Annotated in this window: 13 protein-coding genes and 2 pseudogenes; 6 read left to right on the plus strand and 9 right to left on the minus strand. The window is 64.9% G+C overall.

Translation table 11 applies throughout. The annotated features are described in order from the left end of the window. Positions 1-3: 3 nt before the first annotated feature. The 3 genes from FJ430_RS24595 to FJ430_RS24605 form a co-directional block, all read right to left on the minus strand. Positions 4-969 carry an RNA polymerase sigma factor gene (locus FJ430_RS24595; RefSeq protein WP_140710845.1) on the minus strand — a complete coding sequence of 322 codons (966 nt, stop codon included), beginning with the start codon at positions 967-969 and terminating at the stop codon, positions 4-6. A 93-nt stretch (positions 970-1,062) separates the two neighbouring features. Beyond that, positions 1,063-1,614: a sulfotransferase family protein gene (locus FJ430_RS24600; protein ID WP_413467800.1), complete on the minus strand. Its 552-nt coding sequence runs from the start codon at positions 1,612-1,614 to the stop codon at positions 1,063-1,065. Positions 1,615-1,705: 91 nt separating this feature from the next. Further along, on the minus strand, positions 1,706-2,605 hold the full coding sequence (locus tag FJ430_RS24605; RefSeq protein ID WP_140710841.1) for a VOC family protein: 900 nt from the start codon (positions 2,603-2,605) through the stop codon (positions 1,706-1,708). A gap of 146 nt (positions 2,606-2,751) precedes the next feature. Here FJ430_RS24605 and FJ430_RS24610 point away from each other — a divergent pair, with 146 nt between their 5' ends. Beyond that, positions 2,752-3,051 carry a hypothetical protein gene (locus FJ430_RS24610; RefSeq protein ID WP_140710839.1) on the plus strand — a complete coding sequence of 100 codons (300 nt, stop codon included), beginning with the start codon at positions 2,752-2,754 and terminating at the stop codon, positions 3,049-3,051. A 552-nt stretch (positions 3,052-3,603) separates the two neighbouring features. Next, positions 3,604-5,199 (plus strand): alpha/beta fold hydrolase, encoded by a 1,596-nt coding sequence (locus tag FJ430_RS24615; RefSeq protein ID WP_226891883.1) that lies wholly within the window; start codon positions 3,604-3,606, stop codon positions 5,197-5,199. 45 nt (positions 5,200-5,244) lie between these two features. Here FJ430_RS24615 and FJ430_RS24620 read toward each other — a convergent pair whose 3' ends face one another. Together FJ430_RS24620 and FJ430_RS24625 are read right to left on the minus strand one after the other, a co-directional pair. Next, positions 5,245-6,075 carry an aldo/keto reductase gene (locus FJ430_RS24620; protein WP_140710835.1) on the minus strand — a complete coding sequence of 277 codons (831 nt, stop codon included), beginning with the start codon at positions 6,073-6,075 and terminating at the stop codon, positions 5,245-5,247. A 101-nt stretch (positions 6,076-6,176) separates the two neighbouring features. Beyond that, a complete protein-coding gene (locus tag FJ430_RS24625) occupies positions 6,177-6,773 on the minus strand; it encodes a TetR/AcrR family transcriptional regulator (RefSeq protein WP_140645526.1) in 597 nt (198 codons plus the stop codon). Positions 6,774-7,345: 572 nt separating this feature from the next. Between FJ430_RS24625 and FJ430_RS24630 the strand changes: the two genes are divergently transcribed. From FJ430_RS24630 to FJ430_RS24645, 4 genes and pseudogenes are all read left to right on the plus strand, one after another. Beyond that, positions 7,346-7,795 carry a (2Fe-2S)-binding protein gene (locus FJ430_RS24630; protein ID WP_413467884.1) on the plus strand — a complete coding sequence of 150 codons (450 nt, stop codon included), beginning with the start codon at positions 7,346-7,348 and terminating at the stop codon, positions 7,793-7,795. Then, positions 7,792-8,775, plus strand: a complete 984-nt coding sequence (locus tag FJ430_RS24635; protein WP_140645438.1) for an FAD binding domain-containing protein — start codon at positions 7,792-7,794, stop codon at positions 8,773-8,775. Before FJ430_RS24630 ends, FJ430_RS24635 begins: the two co-directional genes overlap by 4 nt. After that, a complete protein-coding gene (locus tag FJ430_RS24640) occupies positions 8,772-11,069 on the plus strand; it encodes a xanthine dehydrogenase family protein molybdopterin-binding subunit (RefSeq protein WP_140710833.1) in 2,298 nt (765 codons plus the stop codon). The genes FJ430_RS24635 and FJ430_RS24640 overlap by 4 nt, the downstream gene beginning before the upstream one ends. Before the next feature lie 134 nt (positions 11,070-11,203). Beyond that, positions 11,204-11,434 (plus strand): annotated as a pseudogene (locus FJ430_RS24645) (VOC family protein); the annotation flags it as partial. A 58-nt stretch (positions 11,435-11,492) separates the two neighbouring features. Here FJ430_RS24645 and FJ430_RS24650 read toward each other — a convergent pair. The 4 genes and pseudogenes from FJ430_RS24650 to FJ430_RS31705 all read right to left on the minus strand — a co-directional run. Then, positions 11,493-12,323: a hypothetical protein gene (locus FJ430_RS24650; protein ID WP_140710831.1), complete on the minus strand. Its 831-nt coding sequence runs from the start codon at positions 12,321-12,323 to the stop codon at positions 11,493-11,495. A 245-nt stretch (positions 12,324-12,568) separates the two neighbouring features. Next, positions 12,569-13,264, minus strand: a complete 696-nt coding sequence (locus FJ430_RS24655) for an outer membrane protein (protein WP_140710829.1) — start codon at positions 13,262-13,264, stop codon at positions 12,569-12,571. 354 nt (positions 13,265-13,618) lie between these two features. Beyond that, the gene (locus FJ430_RS24660) at positions 13,619-14,578 is read right to left on the minus strand and encodes an AraC family transcriptional regulator (RefSeq protein ID WP_140652146.1); all 960 of its coding nucleotides are present in this window, start codon (positions 14,576-14,578) and stop codon (positions 13,619-13,621) included. A 331-nt stretch (positions 14,579-14,909) separates the two neighbouring features. Further along, positions 14,910-15,273 (minus strand): annotated as a pseudogene (locus tag FJ430_RS31705) (zinc-binding dehydrogenase); the annotation flags it as partial. Positions 15,274-15,279: the final 6 nt, after the last annotated feature.

The raw sequence follows: 15,279 nt of genomic DNA on the forward strand, positions 1-15,279 counted from the left end.
ATGTCATTCCTCGAGGCGCGGCGGCCGTTCGCAGGTGTGGACGCGCATCATGCGCACCTGGCGCTCGCCGTGGATCAAAACGATGGCGAAGCTTGGCGGGCAATGGAACGGGTTCTCGGGTGGGTTGACGAAATCGCCCTCGAGCACGGTGACGTTGGCGCTGACCAGCGCCCGCACCGGCTCATGGCGAACCCCGGCGCCGACATCCTCGTCGATGGCCTCGCCGAACAGATGGCGCCCAATGCCGCGCGGCCCGCCGGCGAAGGCGATGTCGAGCTCCTCGGCATAGTGGGAAAGCACACGCTCCTTGCCGCCGCGCTGCAGCGAGCGGTATTCCTCGGTGTAGAAAGCCAGCCGCTCCGCCACCAGCTTCTGATGCTCCCTGTCGGGCAGGCCGGCCGATGCAAGCAGCAGCTCCGAAAGCCTGATCTTGGCGTCAGCCAGCCGGCTGCGCACTGTGCCCACCGGCACGCCCAGAACGGTCGATATCTCCTCGTAGCCCGGCGAGCTGCCGAAATAGCGCAGCATCACGGTAGCGCGTTGCATTTCCGGCAGATGCGCCAGCGCAGCCCACACCCAGTCGCGCAGGTCGCGGCTTTCGATGCGGCTCTCGATGCGTTCCTCGTCGGCAAGCTCGCGGAATGCGCGCTCGGTTTCGGCGGGTCCGGCACAGGGCCGGCGCCGTCGCAGCGCCATCAGGCAATGGTTCCTGAGAATCGAATGCAGCCAGCCGCCGACGGCGGCGGGATCGCGAAGGCCGTCCAGCCGGACGAGCGCGGTGAGGAACGTGTCGTGGACCGCGTCCTCGGCATCGCCGGTGTAGCCCAGCATCGACAGGGCCATGGCATGGAGTTGCGGACGGTAGCGCTCGAACAACAGGCCGAAACCGTTCGCCTCGCCGAAGCGCGCAGCCATCACCAGCGGCGCATCGGGCTGGCCTCGACCGCGATCAAAACTGGCTTGCCCCATGGCCTGATCCCCTTTCCTGATCATATCACAAGGGACAGGATGCGATGAGCGACCGGAAAGTTCGGATGCCTGTATTCATCGACCCGAACTCGTCTAATTCAGCGACAGCGCCGTCCGAAACTCCTGGGTCGAGTTGCGGCTGGGATAGGGTTCGTCCGGCACGGGAATGCCTAGATGGGCGCAAAGCGGCGCCCAGCCGTCGCCGAGCTTGTGGACCAGCAGACGTTCGGCCGGCACGGTATTCAGCACCGCCTCGACATTGTCCCGATAGATCGCGATCGCGTGGGCGCGATCCTGCGGGCGGCCGTCAAAAACCTGTTTCGAAACGAGCGAGACGCCGAGCGAGTCATGGTCCGTGCTGCCGGCGATGGCGGGCAGGAGCGTCTTTTCGAAACTCTCCCACCAGCTTTCGGGCGAGCGCCAGGTCAGGATGACGCGCGCCTGGGGATAGATTTCGATCAGCTCGCGCCAGTAATGCGCCGAGGGCCAGTCGACGCAGGATTTATAACCGGCAAAGAGCCTATCCCAGTCGGGCGCGGCGCCCTTGGCCAGCGCCCGCCAGAGCGCCTTCTGCTCCTCATGCGCCATCACCTCCGACATATGATGGCAAGGGCCGAAACCGAGCATGGTAAGCGCCTCACGCATCGAATCCGTCCCGGTCCGGCCAAAGCCGGTTCCAATCACCTTGAGCGACATTTCCCCTCCTCCACTTCTCCACGTCTTCCAGCGGCTACGATCAATCTCCCTGGACCACGAGCCGCAGGCGGTTGCCTTCCGGATCGGCGGTCGAGATAACGCGACCGTCCCTTTTCACCGGTATGTCGGCCGCTTCGAGCCTGCGCTCCACGGCGGCGAGCTCCTGCGCCGAGCCAAGCTCGATGGTGAAATGGTCGAGGCCGGCTGCACCCGGCGGCGGCTCGCGCAGCTCGTCGCGCGCCCAGATGTTGAAGGCCACCATATGGGCGCGGCGCTCCGTGCCGCAGTCGAACATGCCGAAGGTCCGGGACTGGATATGCGGCCGGAAGCCGAGCACGCCGAGATAGAATTTCATCAGCATCTCGGGCGCGCGGGCGCGCAAATGGATGTGGCCGATAAAGGCATCCTGCGCCATCCTCGGCTCGATATGGCCGGAGTTGCCGAGGTCGCGCAGCAGGCCCGACACGTCCAGCGGCTCGAGCCCCGAATGCGCGCTGCCGTCGGTGGCAATCAGCGTCACGCGGCCGTTGGGCGACATTTCGCGACGCAGCAAGCGCTCCGGCGTGTCGAAGCAGATCTCGATGCCGTTACCGGAGGGATCGGAGACATAGAGCGATTCCGAAATCAGGTGATCCTGGGCGCTGGACCGTAAGCCAGATGCTTTGAGGCGGGCGGCTGTATGCGCGAGATCGCGGCGGCTGGTGATATGGATGGCGACGTGAAAGAGATCGCGCGACTTCTGCGGCAGTGGTGCCTCCGCTCCGGCATGGAGCACGATCAGCGTCCGGCCGCCGGCGCCAAGCTCCGCCATGGTGGCGTCCTCGCCAAGCAGCGCCAACCCGAGCGCGTCGCGCCAGACATTCAAGGCCGCCGGCATGTCGGTCACCCTGAGATGGACCGGCCCGAGCCGGGTCACTGGAGACAGCAATCCTTCATCCATCGTCGTCTGTCCGATTGCGGCCAATGACATATTAGTTGTGAATGAAAAGCCTGTCGCGCTCCAAGTTCGGGTTGACCCCTTCCCGGCGGGCAGCGACTATTGCGACGGCCGGTTTTTCTGGAATTGGTTCAGCAGGAGGAGATCGCATGGACGAGACCGAACAGTGGCGCAACATGGCGAGCGCGCCGCGGGACGGCAGCCGCATCCTGGTGACGGTGCGCTCCTCCGAACAGGGGCCGGCCGAGGTCGACATGGCCTACTGGTCGCGCGCCGACCAGTTCGGCGAGGAAGGCTGGCGGGCGTCGGACTCCTCGCCCGGCCGCATCGTCGAATATGCCGAGCCGGAGCTCAGATGCTGGATGCCGCTGCCGACCGCAGGACGCGGGTCGATGCCGAGCCCATGGGAGGGCGAGGACGTGCCGCTGGTGGACGGAGACGGGATCTAGGGTGAAGCCCGCCGTGGATCGGAAGGCAGGCTTTCAAAGCCGAAACGAGGCGGGTCCTCGCCCGGCACGCCGGCGAGAGAGCGCTGCGCGGGCCGACGCCGCCAAGGCAAGAAGCCGGCTCACGAGCATTGGCAGACTTATTCTGGGAGCGCCGGGAAACCGTTGAGCTAGCTGCCGCTCCAAGTACCGCGCCTGGGCGATGTCGTGACGAAAGATTGCGGGTGGGTTGCCTTGGGGCCGGTAGAAACCGTCATCTTGCCGGAAGGGCCAGTCGGTCGGGCTGAATGGCAGCATTGAGGTTCTCCCACGTTTCAGGTTCGGCCAACTCTCTGGCGCGACCGTGATAAAGCTGGAGAAGGCAGCGTGATCGAAACGTGAAAAAGACCGCTTGGGACAGATAGCGGTTGAATTAGCAGGGGCGAAGCGAAAGAATTGCCATAACCGTGGCCGGGGCCGAACCCAATGATAGGGCCTCATCTTTATCTTCTGGGCGGATTTGGTCTCGCCGGTACTGGCGCGGCTACTCCAACCTTGAGCCGCAAGGCGCGGGCGATGATGGCCTATCTCGCTCTGCAAGCCGGACAGGCACAATCGCGCGAGAAGCTGGCCGCCCTGCTCTGGAGCTTGAATGGCGAAACCCAGGCCCGGATGAGCCTCAGGCAAGCCGTTTCGGCCATCCGAAAGGCCATGCACAAGTGCGGCAGCGGACGGTTTGTGACGGACGGCGCCAGTGTCGCCCTGTATCTCGACGAGATCGACTTCGATGTCGCCCGGTTCGAGACGCTTGCGACAGGATCGTCGCCCGAACACCTCGAGCAGGCACTCGCCGTCTACCGCGGCGAGCTGCTCGACGGTCTTGGCTTGAAAGAGGAGCCGTTCGAGGACTGGCTTCGGGTTGAACGCGAGCGCCTGAGAACGATCGCGGTTGCAGCGCTGGACAGGCTGGTGGCGCATTACAGCGCCTCGAACGACCTTTCATCCTGTGCGCGCACGGCTGCGCGACTGCTCGCAATGGAGCCTCTGCGCGAAGATATCCACCGGGCATTGATGAGAGCCTATGCCGCGCAGGGCCGCATCAACCTTGCTCTTAAACAGTATGAGCTCTGCCGTGATGCGCTGGAGAGAGATCTCGGGCTGCCGCCAGAACTGGAAACGCGCCAACTGTACGAGGCTCTGCGGACACGCCGGATGAGTTCATCGCCCTACTCGAAGCGTCCGGTTGCGGCCGCCGAGCCGGCGGCCGGTTCGGGGGCAAATGCCGGTGGGAGCCTTTCCGGCGGCGAGCCGATGCCACCGACCACCCATTACGTCAAATCGGCAGGAATCAACATTGCCTATCAGGTGACCGGCGAAGGGCTGATTGACCTCATATACGTGCCCGGTTGGGTCTCCAATCTCGACCTTGCCTGGGGCTCGCCGCGCTTCGCGCATGTGCTCAAGCGGCTCGGCACCTTTTCACGGCTGATCCGATTCGACAAACGCGGCACCGGTCTATCCGACCGCAATGTCGGCCTGCCGACGCTGGAAGAGCGCATGGAGGATGTGCGTGCGGTACTGGACGCAGTCGGCTCCACGCGAGCGGTGTTGTTCGGCAGCTCGGAGGGCGGTCCGATGTGCATGCTTTTCGCCACCACCTATCCCGAGCGTACGTCCGCGCTGGTGCTTAACGGAACCTACGCCAAGGGCACTTGGTCAAAAGAGTATCCCTGGGCAAGAACTGTAGCGCAGGTGGACGACGATGTAGCGGCCATGGAGCGGCAATGGGGCAAGCCCGCCGACATGAGCAATGCAGCGCCGAGCCTGACCGAAAACATGGTCGAACGCGAATGGTTCGCCGCCTATCTCCGGAATTCGGCCTCGCCCGCCGATGCAATCGCGCTCTGGCGCTGGGGTACCGAAGTCGACGTTCGCGACATCCTGCCGGCGATCCGCGTCCCGACGCTGGTCGTGCAGAGGACGGACGACCGTTGGGTACGCCCAGAGGAAGGGCGCTATTTGGCAACCCACATCCAAGGCGCCAGATACGTCGAGCTGGCCGGCAGAGACCACGTGATCTGGGGTGAAGATTGCGACCGCCTGGTTGACGAGATACGAAGCTTCGTCGCCGGATTGACGTCCCGAAAGACCATCTCTGCGCTCACCGGATGAGCGGCGGCATGTCGTCGGCAGAACTGCTCAAAGGGGCGCAGCGCCTCAGAACAAGAACGCCGCCGTGGCCGGATCGGGTCCCGTCCGGCCGTCGGCCGAATCCAGACCGTGAACGGTCTGCATGTCGTCCGCGTCCAACTCGAAACCGAAGACGTCGAAATTGCCGGCGATACGCTCCTGGTGGATCGACTTCGGGATGACGATCAGCCCTTCCTGCAAATGCCAGCGGATGATGACCTGCGCCACCGACTTGCCGTGCTTCTCCGCGATCTTCTCCAGCGTCGGATCGGCCAGCAGCCGGCCGCTGCCCAGCGGGCTCCAGCTCTCGATATGGATGTTGTGCTTCTCGTGGAACTCGCGCTTGTCGCGCTGCTGGAAGCGCGGGTGCAGTTCGATCTGGTTGACGACCGGCGTCACGCCGGTCTCGCCGATGATGCGCTCCAGATGCTCCTGGTTGAAGTTCGACACGCCGACCGATTTTATCCGGCCGGCCTTCTGCAGCTCGACCAGCGTCTTCCAGGCCTCGACATATTTGTTCTGGCTGGGCACCGGCCAGTGGATGAGAAAGAGGTCGATCTTGTTGATGCCGAGCTTTTGCATCGTATCGTCGAAGGCGCGCAGCGCTGCGTCACGCTGATGCGCGCCGTTGCGCAGCTTGGAGGTGATGAAGAGTTCGGATCGCGGCACGCCGGCGGCGCGGATCGCCTCGCCGACGCCTTCCTCGTTGCGATAACCCTCGGCGGTATCGATCAGCCTGTAGCCGGCCCCGACGCCCCAGCGAACGACCTTGGCGGTGATGTCGGGATCGACCTGCCACACACCGAGCCCGATCTGGGGGATGGCGGCGCCGTCGTTCAATGTGAGCTGTTCGGACATGGGGGAATCCTTTTGGGAGGGAGGGTGGTGCCGACTATGTAGGCCGTGGGTTGGGGAATGCCAGTCGGGGTGGAGCTGGCGCCGCCGGCAGCTGAGGCGCCTCAGCCCCTCGCCCCGAACCGCAACCCATCCATCAAAAGCTTCACCAGCCGCCCCGACCGTTCTCGCCAATCCGGCGTGTTCGGCGCTGAGTAGATGCCGCCCAGCGCGTGCATCACATCGGAAGCGTCGACGTCGGCGCGGATTTTCCCCGAGGCGGCGGCGGCCTCGATCAGGCCTCGCATGGCGCCGGAGACGCGGCCGGACGTATCGGAGAACAGCGTCGAATTGGTGGTGAGCAATAGGCGCAGGCTGGTGGCGAGGCCACGCTTGGTGGCGATGTAGTCGACGAAGCGCTGCATCCAGAGCTCCAGCGCGACATCGGCCGGATGCTCGCGCGCCAGTTCGTCAGCCGCCTGGCAGAGCCCTTCCACCTCGCGGCGGTAGACCACCTCGACCAGATGCTCGCGCGTCGGGAAATGGCGGTAGAGCGTGCCTATGCCGACCCCCGCCCGCTTGGCGATCTCCTCCAGCGAGGCATCGACGCCGTCGCTCGCGAAAGTCTGCGCCGCCACCTCGACCAGTCTGTCGCGGTTGCGCTGCGCATCGGCGCGTAGCGGCTTTGGCGCCTGCGCGTCGCGCGTCGCTTCAGCGGTCATTTCCCGGTCGGGCACTTTTTTCTCCACCAACGCAATATGGGGGGTTGAACCATGACTGGCCAGACCCCAGTTAAATAAACGGAGGCACCTCCGTTTTAGTGGAGTGGCTTTATCATATAACCAGGGGAAGCGGTATGTCACGTAGAGAAGGACGGAAAGCTTTCCCTGCCCGCTGGAGCCGCGCGCGTTCTGCGACGCCTGTGGTTGGCGAATCCGCTCGTGAGTTCGTCATCCTGGGGCGAAGCAAGGAGCGAAGCGACGCGGCGCAGCCTCTGGGATCCATGCCATACCCTGCGAGCGGCTCCGGTGCAGAATTCTGGCCTGCCGCGTTTCTCGGCAAACGTCACGGTATGGATCCTTGGGTCAAGCCCGAGGATGACGACCGCGAAGGTCGCGTCCCCAGGCTGCCGTTACCCTTGCCCCTCTCCTCCCAAGCCCCATTTCCATCCGCCTAGCGTCCAGCAATCGGAGCCCGACGCCCTATGACCAGCCAGACAATCATCGATCCTCCCGAAGACGGCCACGTCTTGAACGGCAAGGCCAGTCCCACCACGCTTTCCCTCAACCTCACCATCAACGGCCGCGACCATGCGCTCGACGTCGAGCCGCGCGTGACGCTGCTCGACGCGCTGCGCGACCGGCTGCATCTCAGCGGCACCAAGAAGGGCTGCGACCAGGGCCAGTGCGGCGCCTGCACCGTCCATGTCGACGGCGAGCGCGTGCTTGCCTGCCTGACCTTGGCGGCCCAGGTCGAGGGCCGCTCGATCACCACCATCGAAGGGCTCGCCGACGAGGACGGCACGCTGCACGCCGTGCAGGCCGCCTTCCTCGAGCAGGACGCCTTCCAGTGCGGCTACTGCACGCCGGGGCAGATCATGTCGGCGGTGGCCTGCATCCGCGAGGGCCATGCCGGCTCCGACGAAGAGATCCGCGAATACATGGCGGGCAATCTTTGCCGCTGCGGCGCCTACCCGAACATCGTCGCCGCCGTCCGCCAGGCCGCACAGGAGCTGCGCTCATGAGAGATTTTTCCTACCTCCGCGCTGACAGCGTGGAAGCCGCGCGCAACGCCGCCGCCCTTCCCGGCGCCATGCTGCTTGCCGGCGGCACGACGCTCATCGACCTCGCCAAATGCGGCGTCGCCGAACCTTCGACCGTCATCGACATCAGCCATATCGAAGGGCTCAACGCCATCGATGTCACCGCCGAGCGCGCGGTGATCGGCACGCTGGCGAAGATGAGCCATGTCGCCGACAATGCCGAGGTGAAAAGCCTTTTCCCGGCCGTGTCGGAAGCGCTCTGGCAGGCGGCCTCGGCGCAGCTGCGCAACATGGCGACCATCGGCGGCAACCTGATGCAGCGCACGCGCTGCCCCTATTTCCGCGATCCGCAAAACTTCCCGGCCTGCAACAAGCGCGCGCCGGGCAGCGGCTGCTCGGCGATCGGCGGGGTGACGCGCGGCCATGCGGTGCTCGGCGCGAGCGAAGCCTGCATCGCCACCTATCCGGGCGATCTGGCGGTGGCGCTCGTCGCCTTCGACGCCGAGGTCGATCTTGGCGAACGCAAGCTCAAAGTCGAGGACTTCTTCCTCGCCCCCGGCGCAACCGCCGAACAGGAGCACGACATCCGCCCCGGCGAGGTCATCACGGCCATCGAAATCCCCGGCTCGGCCGCGGCCAGGCGCTCGACCTACATCAAGGTGCGCGACCGCCAGTCCTATGAATTCGCCGCAGCCAGCGCAGCAGTAGGGCTGGAGCTCGAAGGCGACGGCCGCACCGTCCGCGACATCCGTGTCGCGCTCGGCGGCGTCGCCACCAAGCCGTGGCGCGTGCGCGCCGTCGAGGAGGCGCTGAAGGGCAAGGCGCTCGACGAAGCCACGGTCCGCGAGGCGAGCGTGCTCGCCATGGAGGGCGCCGTCGACCATGGCGCCAACCACTACAAGATCGCCTTGGCGCCGCGCGTGATCGCCCGCGCCATCCTCAAATTGGGAGAGACGGCATGACCGTTCATGACATGAAACACGCCGCGTCCGACAGCGCGCGCCTCGAAGCGGTCGGCGGGCGCCTGTCGCGCGTCGACGGCCCGGCCAAGATCACGGGCGCAGCGAAATACGCCTTCGAGCAGCAGCTTGAGGGGCTGACGCATGCGGTGCTGGTCGGCGCGACGATAGCCGCAGGCAAGGTGACCGCGATCGACACGCGCGCGGCCGAAACCGCGCCCGGCGTGCTCGCCGTGCTGACGCCCGACACCATCATGGAGCTGAAGGGCGCGTCGGACTGGCTCGGCAACCCGGCGTCGCAGCCGACCTACGCGCCGCTCGTGCGCGAGGTCACCTTTTCCGGCCAGCATGTCGCGGCCGTGGTGGCCGAGACTTTCGAGCAGGCGGTGGCGGCGGCCGCACTCGTCAAGGTCTGGTATGACGAGAGCCCGGCCATCGTCGACCTGAGCGACGGCAGGGCCGGCGACGGCATCCCGATTGACGCCATGACCAAGGAATGGGGCGACGCGCAGGCGGCGTTCGCCGCAGCGCCCGTGCGCATCTGCGCGGCCTACAACACGCCGCGCGAATTCCAGGCAGCGATGGAGCCGCATGGGTTGATCGCGCGGTGGGAGGGCGAGGAGCTGACCATCTGGGAGCCGAGCCAGTGGCTCGACGGCATGGCCCGCACCTATGCCGAGTGGTTCGGCGTGCCGTTCGAGAATGTGCGGCTGGTCTCGCCCTATATCGGCGGCGGCTTCGGCTCCAAGGCGCTGGCGCTGGCGCACAGCGCGGTCGCGGCGGCTGCCGCCAGGATGCTCGGACGTCCGGTGAAGCTGGTGCTCAACCGTCCGCAGAATTTCACGTCCTATGGCGGCCGCGCCGCGACGCGGCAGACCGTTGCCATCGGCGCCGACAGAGACGGCAGGATCCAGTCGATCGTGCATCGCGGCGTCAACGAGACGGCCGTCGACGGCATGTGGGTCGAGCCGCTCGGCTCGGTCACCTCGATCATGTATGCCACGCCCAACTTCTCCTCAAAGCAGAATGTCGTGCGGGTCAACACGGTGGTGCCGGGAGCAAAACGTGCGCCGGGCGAGAACCCGAGCGCCTTCGGCATCGAATGCGCCATCGACGAGCTCGCCCATGAACTCGGGATCGATCCGCTGGAGATGCGGCTGATCAACTATGCCGAACAGGATCCGCATGCGAAGAAGGCATGGTCGACACGCCAGTTGCGCGAGGCGTTTGCCGCCGGCGCCGAAGCCTTCGGCTGGGCCAAGCGCTCGCCTCAGCCACGCTCGATGCGCGACGGCCGCCAGTTCATCGGCTGGGGCATGGCGGCCGGCACCTATCCGGTGCGGCGCGCACATGGCGAGGCGGTGGTGAAGCTCATGGCCGACGGTTCGGTCGAGGTCGAAAGTTCCTCCATCGACATGGGCCAGGGCACTTACACGATCCTGGCGCAGACGGCGGCCGAAACGCTCGGCGTGCCAGTGGAGCATGTGTCGGTGAAGCTCGGCGACTCGCACTTCGCCCGCGCCGGTGTCACCGGCGGCTCGCGGCTTGCCGGCGTCATGACTGGCGCCGTCTACAAGGCGGCCGGCCAGGCGCTGGACGAGCTGATCGGGCTGGCGCTTTCCGACCCGCGCTCGCCCTTCCAGAAGCTGCAGGCAAATACACTGTTGGTAAAGGACGGCCGCATCGCCTCGCCGCGTGGCGAAGGGCCGGAGCTGTCGATCGCCGAGTTCATGGTGGCGATCGGCCGCGACCAGATCGAAGCCAAGGGCGACACGCTGCCGGCCAGCACGACGCCGGAAGAGCGCTACAAGAACTATACCACGATAGCCATGTCGATCCCGCACACCGAAGGCGACTATTCGCGCCATTCCTGGTGCGCGCATTTCGTCGAGGTGCGCGTCGACGAGGATTTCGGCACGGTGCGCGTGTCGCGCGTCGTGTCGGCGCTGGACTCGGGCCGGCTCTACAACCCCAAGCTGGCGGAAAGCCAGTGGAAGGGCGGCATCATCATGGGCATCGGCCAGGCGCTGCTCGAAGAAGGCATCGTCGATCGCCGCCACGGCCGCATCGTCAACGGCAATTTCGCCGACTACATGCTGCCGACCAACGCCGATATCCCCGACATCCAGACGATCTCGGTCGGCATCCCCGACCCGCACTCCTCCGCCCTTGGGGGCAAGGGCGTGGGCGAACTGGCAATCGTCGGCATCGCGCCGGCGATTGCCAACGCAGTGTTCCATGCGACGGGCAAGAGGATAAGGGATTTGCCGATCACGCTGGAGAAATTGATCGAGTAATTTTCCGCTCAAGGTAGAGGCTACGGCTCCGTCGCTTTCGCCAAATCCCGACGACCTCGCGGTCGGCCCTTCCACCAGATCGAAGAAACCTGCTTTGGCAACGAAACAGCTGGGGCGATGACAGAACCCGCAACAACAGTCCGACCAGTTCGGCGGGCCGGCCAATGCCCGACGGCAAGCGGCCAGGCCCTGGAGGCTGGAACCGCATCCATCTGATCGTCGAGGATCTTGCGGAGGAGGTTGACCGGTTGCGGGCGGCGAGTCTCAGCTTCCGCAATGAAATCGTCCCGGGTCCAGGCGGATCGCAGATATTGCTGATCGATCCATCCGGCAATCTGGCGGAGCTGTTTCAGCCGGTCCGGTGAGGGTGCTTGTCGCCGGAAGACAGCGGAACAGCACCCCACGCGATGTAGGCGGCACCGATCATTTCACGCTCAAATTCTTCACCTCGTTGGGCCGGTAGGTGTCCATGGCCGCGCCGTTGCGATCCTCCTCCAACAGCGACTTGCTGCCGAAGGAGGCGCGCAGACCCACCAGGTATTTGTGGGTCTCGCCGAGGTCGGTTGAACCGATCTTCATCTGCTCCAATTGATAGCGCGCGAACACTGACCACGGTGTGTCGTTGAACCGGTACATGGCCTGGAGAGCGCCGCCGGATACGTCCAGGTTCACCCCCTGGTCCGTTCTGCTGAAGCTGAGTTCCGCATCCAGGCGAAGGTTATCCTGGACGAAGTAGCGTGCGACGGCGCGGACGTTCCATTGGTCGGAGTTGAGGGAATCCTCGTTTGCCCGGCCAAAGGCCGCCTGGCCGTAAAGGGTAAGATTGCCAAAGTAGATCTGGGCTTCCGGACCGACCACCCAGGAACTCGCCTTCCCGTCGAAATCGCCAAAGTCCACCGACGTATAAGTCGCGAACACACCGGCGGCAAATCTGTCGGGGTCCCGGTAGTATCCGTGGATCGCGCCGCCAACGCCGCCCCAATGAGCGAAATCGTCGTCCCAGATCCGGTCATAGGTGAGGTCGCCCTGGAAGTTCCAGCGCTGGGCGAACGGAATGTTGACGCGGGCGGCGCCCCCTGCGGCGTGCACGGTGTCGCCGATGCTGGTAAAGCGAAGCCCGCCCAGGTAGATCTCGCCGTAGCCGGAAATATGCGGCGTCACCACCGTCTCTCCGGCCAGCGGCTGCGGTGCGTCGGCGGCGTACGCGAACGTCGTGGCGACCAGCGACGCAGCGATGATTGAAAAGCGATGCATTAGGAGCCCCCGAATTCGAATATGCGTCCTGCGGTCCGGACGAATGCCGGGCTCGGTCTTGCATTGTTCGCCGTCCGGCGTCTTGGGCTGGACCGCAGCGGAATTGTCCTGGAAAGCGCTGCCGCACTTGACGCGCCAGTGTGGCCATCCGGCCACCAGCCGACCGGCCTGCTCATTCCTGTCGCCTTTCCCCCCGCCACAAGCAAACCCCGGTGCGAGGCCAGGGTTTCGTGCGGTCTGTCGGATCAGAACTTGTAGCTGAGGCCGACCCGCAGATCGTGCGTCTTGAGATCGACGCTCGTCGCCGTGGGAAGACCGGATGCGATCGAGAGAGCCTTGCTGCCGAAATCGGAGTAGCGGTACTCGACCCGAGCGATCCATTTATCGGTGAAGGCGTGCTCGACGCCGGCTCCAACCGTCCAGCCAACATGGGTGTCGTCGTGGAGCGGTATGTCACCACTGGAGGTGCCGGTGATGCCGATAATTTCATACTTGGCCGCGGCCACGCCCGCAGTGATGTAAGGCAACGTCCGATCGAACGCATAGCCGGCGCGCAGCCGCGCCGACCCCGACCACTGGAGCTCGCTCTTAAGAATAGTGCTGCCGCCATTGGCAAGGGTCGTCAGTCCTTCGACGTTACTGTACGCGATGTCCGCCTCAACACCGAGCACGAAGCGGTTCGCCATCTCCTGATTGAAGCCGATATGGATGCCGCCAATGAAACCGTCCGGATCGACAGGAGCGTTAATATCGGTGCCCCCAATACCACCGCCAGAGATGAAGAGATTGGATTTTCCGGCAGCGTAACCGAAGTGAACGCCGGCATAGAGCCCGGACCAGTGGTAATCGGCGGCAATGGGCAAGGTTTCATTGATGTCCGCCGCGGGCGCCATGCCGACAGATGCGAGAATAACGGCCGTAGCGAGAAGAATCGTTTTCATTGTTGTTTGCTGCCCCCAGGGTGTTGCGCTACCCCGCTGCCGAAATGCTCAGCGGGATCCAGTTAACGTCAAGAGCCCCGATGTTGCATTGTTCGCAGCCCGCGTCTTGGGCTGCACCGCACTGGAATTGTCCCGGAAAGCGCTGCCGCGCATGTCCGGCCAGTGTGGCAGTTCGGCATCAGCCGACAGGCGCGCGCTCACTCCCGGCGACCGCGGCATTGGCGCCTCCCCGGCTCACGTCGGCCGGCGTTTTTTCGTTTCCGGCACAAGCAAGAAACCCGGCGCGAGGCCGGGTTCCTACCTGTTCGCGCAAACAGAGATCAGCATTGCTACGCGCTAGCCCTGGCCGGCGAACTATCTGGCGCTGCTCGGCGTCGAGCCGAAGCGGCGGCGGAAGCAGCGGTTGAAATAGGAGACGTCTGAGAAGCCGCTCAGCAGCGCGATCTCGCTGATGCGCATACGGTCGTTGCGCCTGTCGGAAAGCATGCGATGGGCCCTTTGCAAGCGCAATTCGAGAACGCGCTCGGCGAAGCTCACCCCGCTTTCCTGCAAGAGGTCATGGACATAGCGGGGCGAGAGCCGCAACTGCTGGGCAACGCGCTGGGCCGAGATGGACGGATCGGCGAAATTGTCCCTGATCTTGTCGAGGATTGCCTGGAGCCTTGCCGCGCGCAGGCCGCGCATGCCAGCGAGCTCGGCGGGCTCGCCCTTGGCGCCGGTTACCAGGCCGATCAGATCGACGATCGTTTCGGTGGCATGGGTGACAAGGTCCGGCGACACCAGAGCCGGACCAGCTTCCAGGAAGTTGCAATAGCGCCTGAGCATGCCGAGCGCCTCATTGTCGGCCGCCACGGTCAGTGCCAGCCGGTCCTCGACATGGGCGAAGGCACTCTCCAGGATCTCGCGCGGAACGACGATGTTGGCCCAGACATTGCTGTCGCCGCCGCTCATTTCCAGCGCCTCCGAGGCAGATACCAGCGCGGCTTCGCCCTTGCCCACGCTGTAGTCGCGGCCGGCCTGGGCGCCGCTCAGCCTGGTGTCGCCATGGTTGATCAAGAGGAGATAGCCGTCGCGGCCGTCGTCGGCGATGTTGCGGGCCTTGCGGCTGGCATGCCGGATGGTTCCGGCCATCTGCCCCAGCACCACCGGCCCGACGGGCGTGGCTTCGATCTCGGCCGCGAATGGCTGGTTGGCCGCGATGGCATATTCGACCGACCATATCTCGGCGACGTGGATGTCCTGCCAGAGCGCGAAGCGCGCGCGGTCGTCGAGATGCCCAGGCAGGTCGAGCGACGAGAAGACGTTCTTTTTCAAGAGCAACCTGGCCTTTCTGCGCGCGCGTCTTCACTTGGACGGGCACCGTATTGGACCAGTTCACATCTTGTCCAGAGCCGCAAAATATCTATGCATGCCAGGACAATTCCGTTGCTGTTCTGGACAAGAACTCACCCGAATTTCATCGACCCGATCGGAAAATTTCAAGAATACTCGGAAATGTCAGCTCGAATCGGCGGCGCCCTGTCGATCGTAGCGGAAAGCGGATCCAGGCTGTGGAGCCGGCGGCAAAGCCGCCAATCTCCCCCACGTGGGATCCCTCGTGGGGGAGATCAGTCGCCCATTCTCTTTCGCCAATCTCCAACGTCGGCTACCAGTCCAACCCGAACACCAGCTTGCGAAATGCAGGCCGCCGGCGGCCATGTGAGTGTAGGCCTCGGTTGCCTCGTTCTGCGAAAACACCTTGTCGACGACCGATCAGCTCCAGCAGCTTGCCGTCCCAGTCGGGTCGCGCGGTAGTTGATCAGGTGATCGGCGCCGAGCGCCTTGGCCCGATCGAGCTTCTCGTCCGAGGACCAAGTAATGACGGTGGCCCCGGCCGCCTTGGCGAGCTGCAGCGTGAAGATCGAGACGCCGCCCGTGCCGAGCAGCACGACGACCGAGCCCGGCCCGACATCGGCGGCACGGAGCGCGTTCCAGGCAGTGGTGCCGGCGCTCGGCAAGGTCGAGGCTGCAATCCG

Origin of the sequence: Mesorhizobium sp. B2-8-5, from assembly GCF_006440675.2 — a bacterium.
GTDB lineage: Bacteria > Pseudomonadota > Alphaproteobacteria > Rhizobiales > Rhizobiaceae > Mesorhizobium.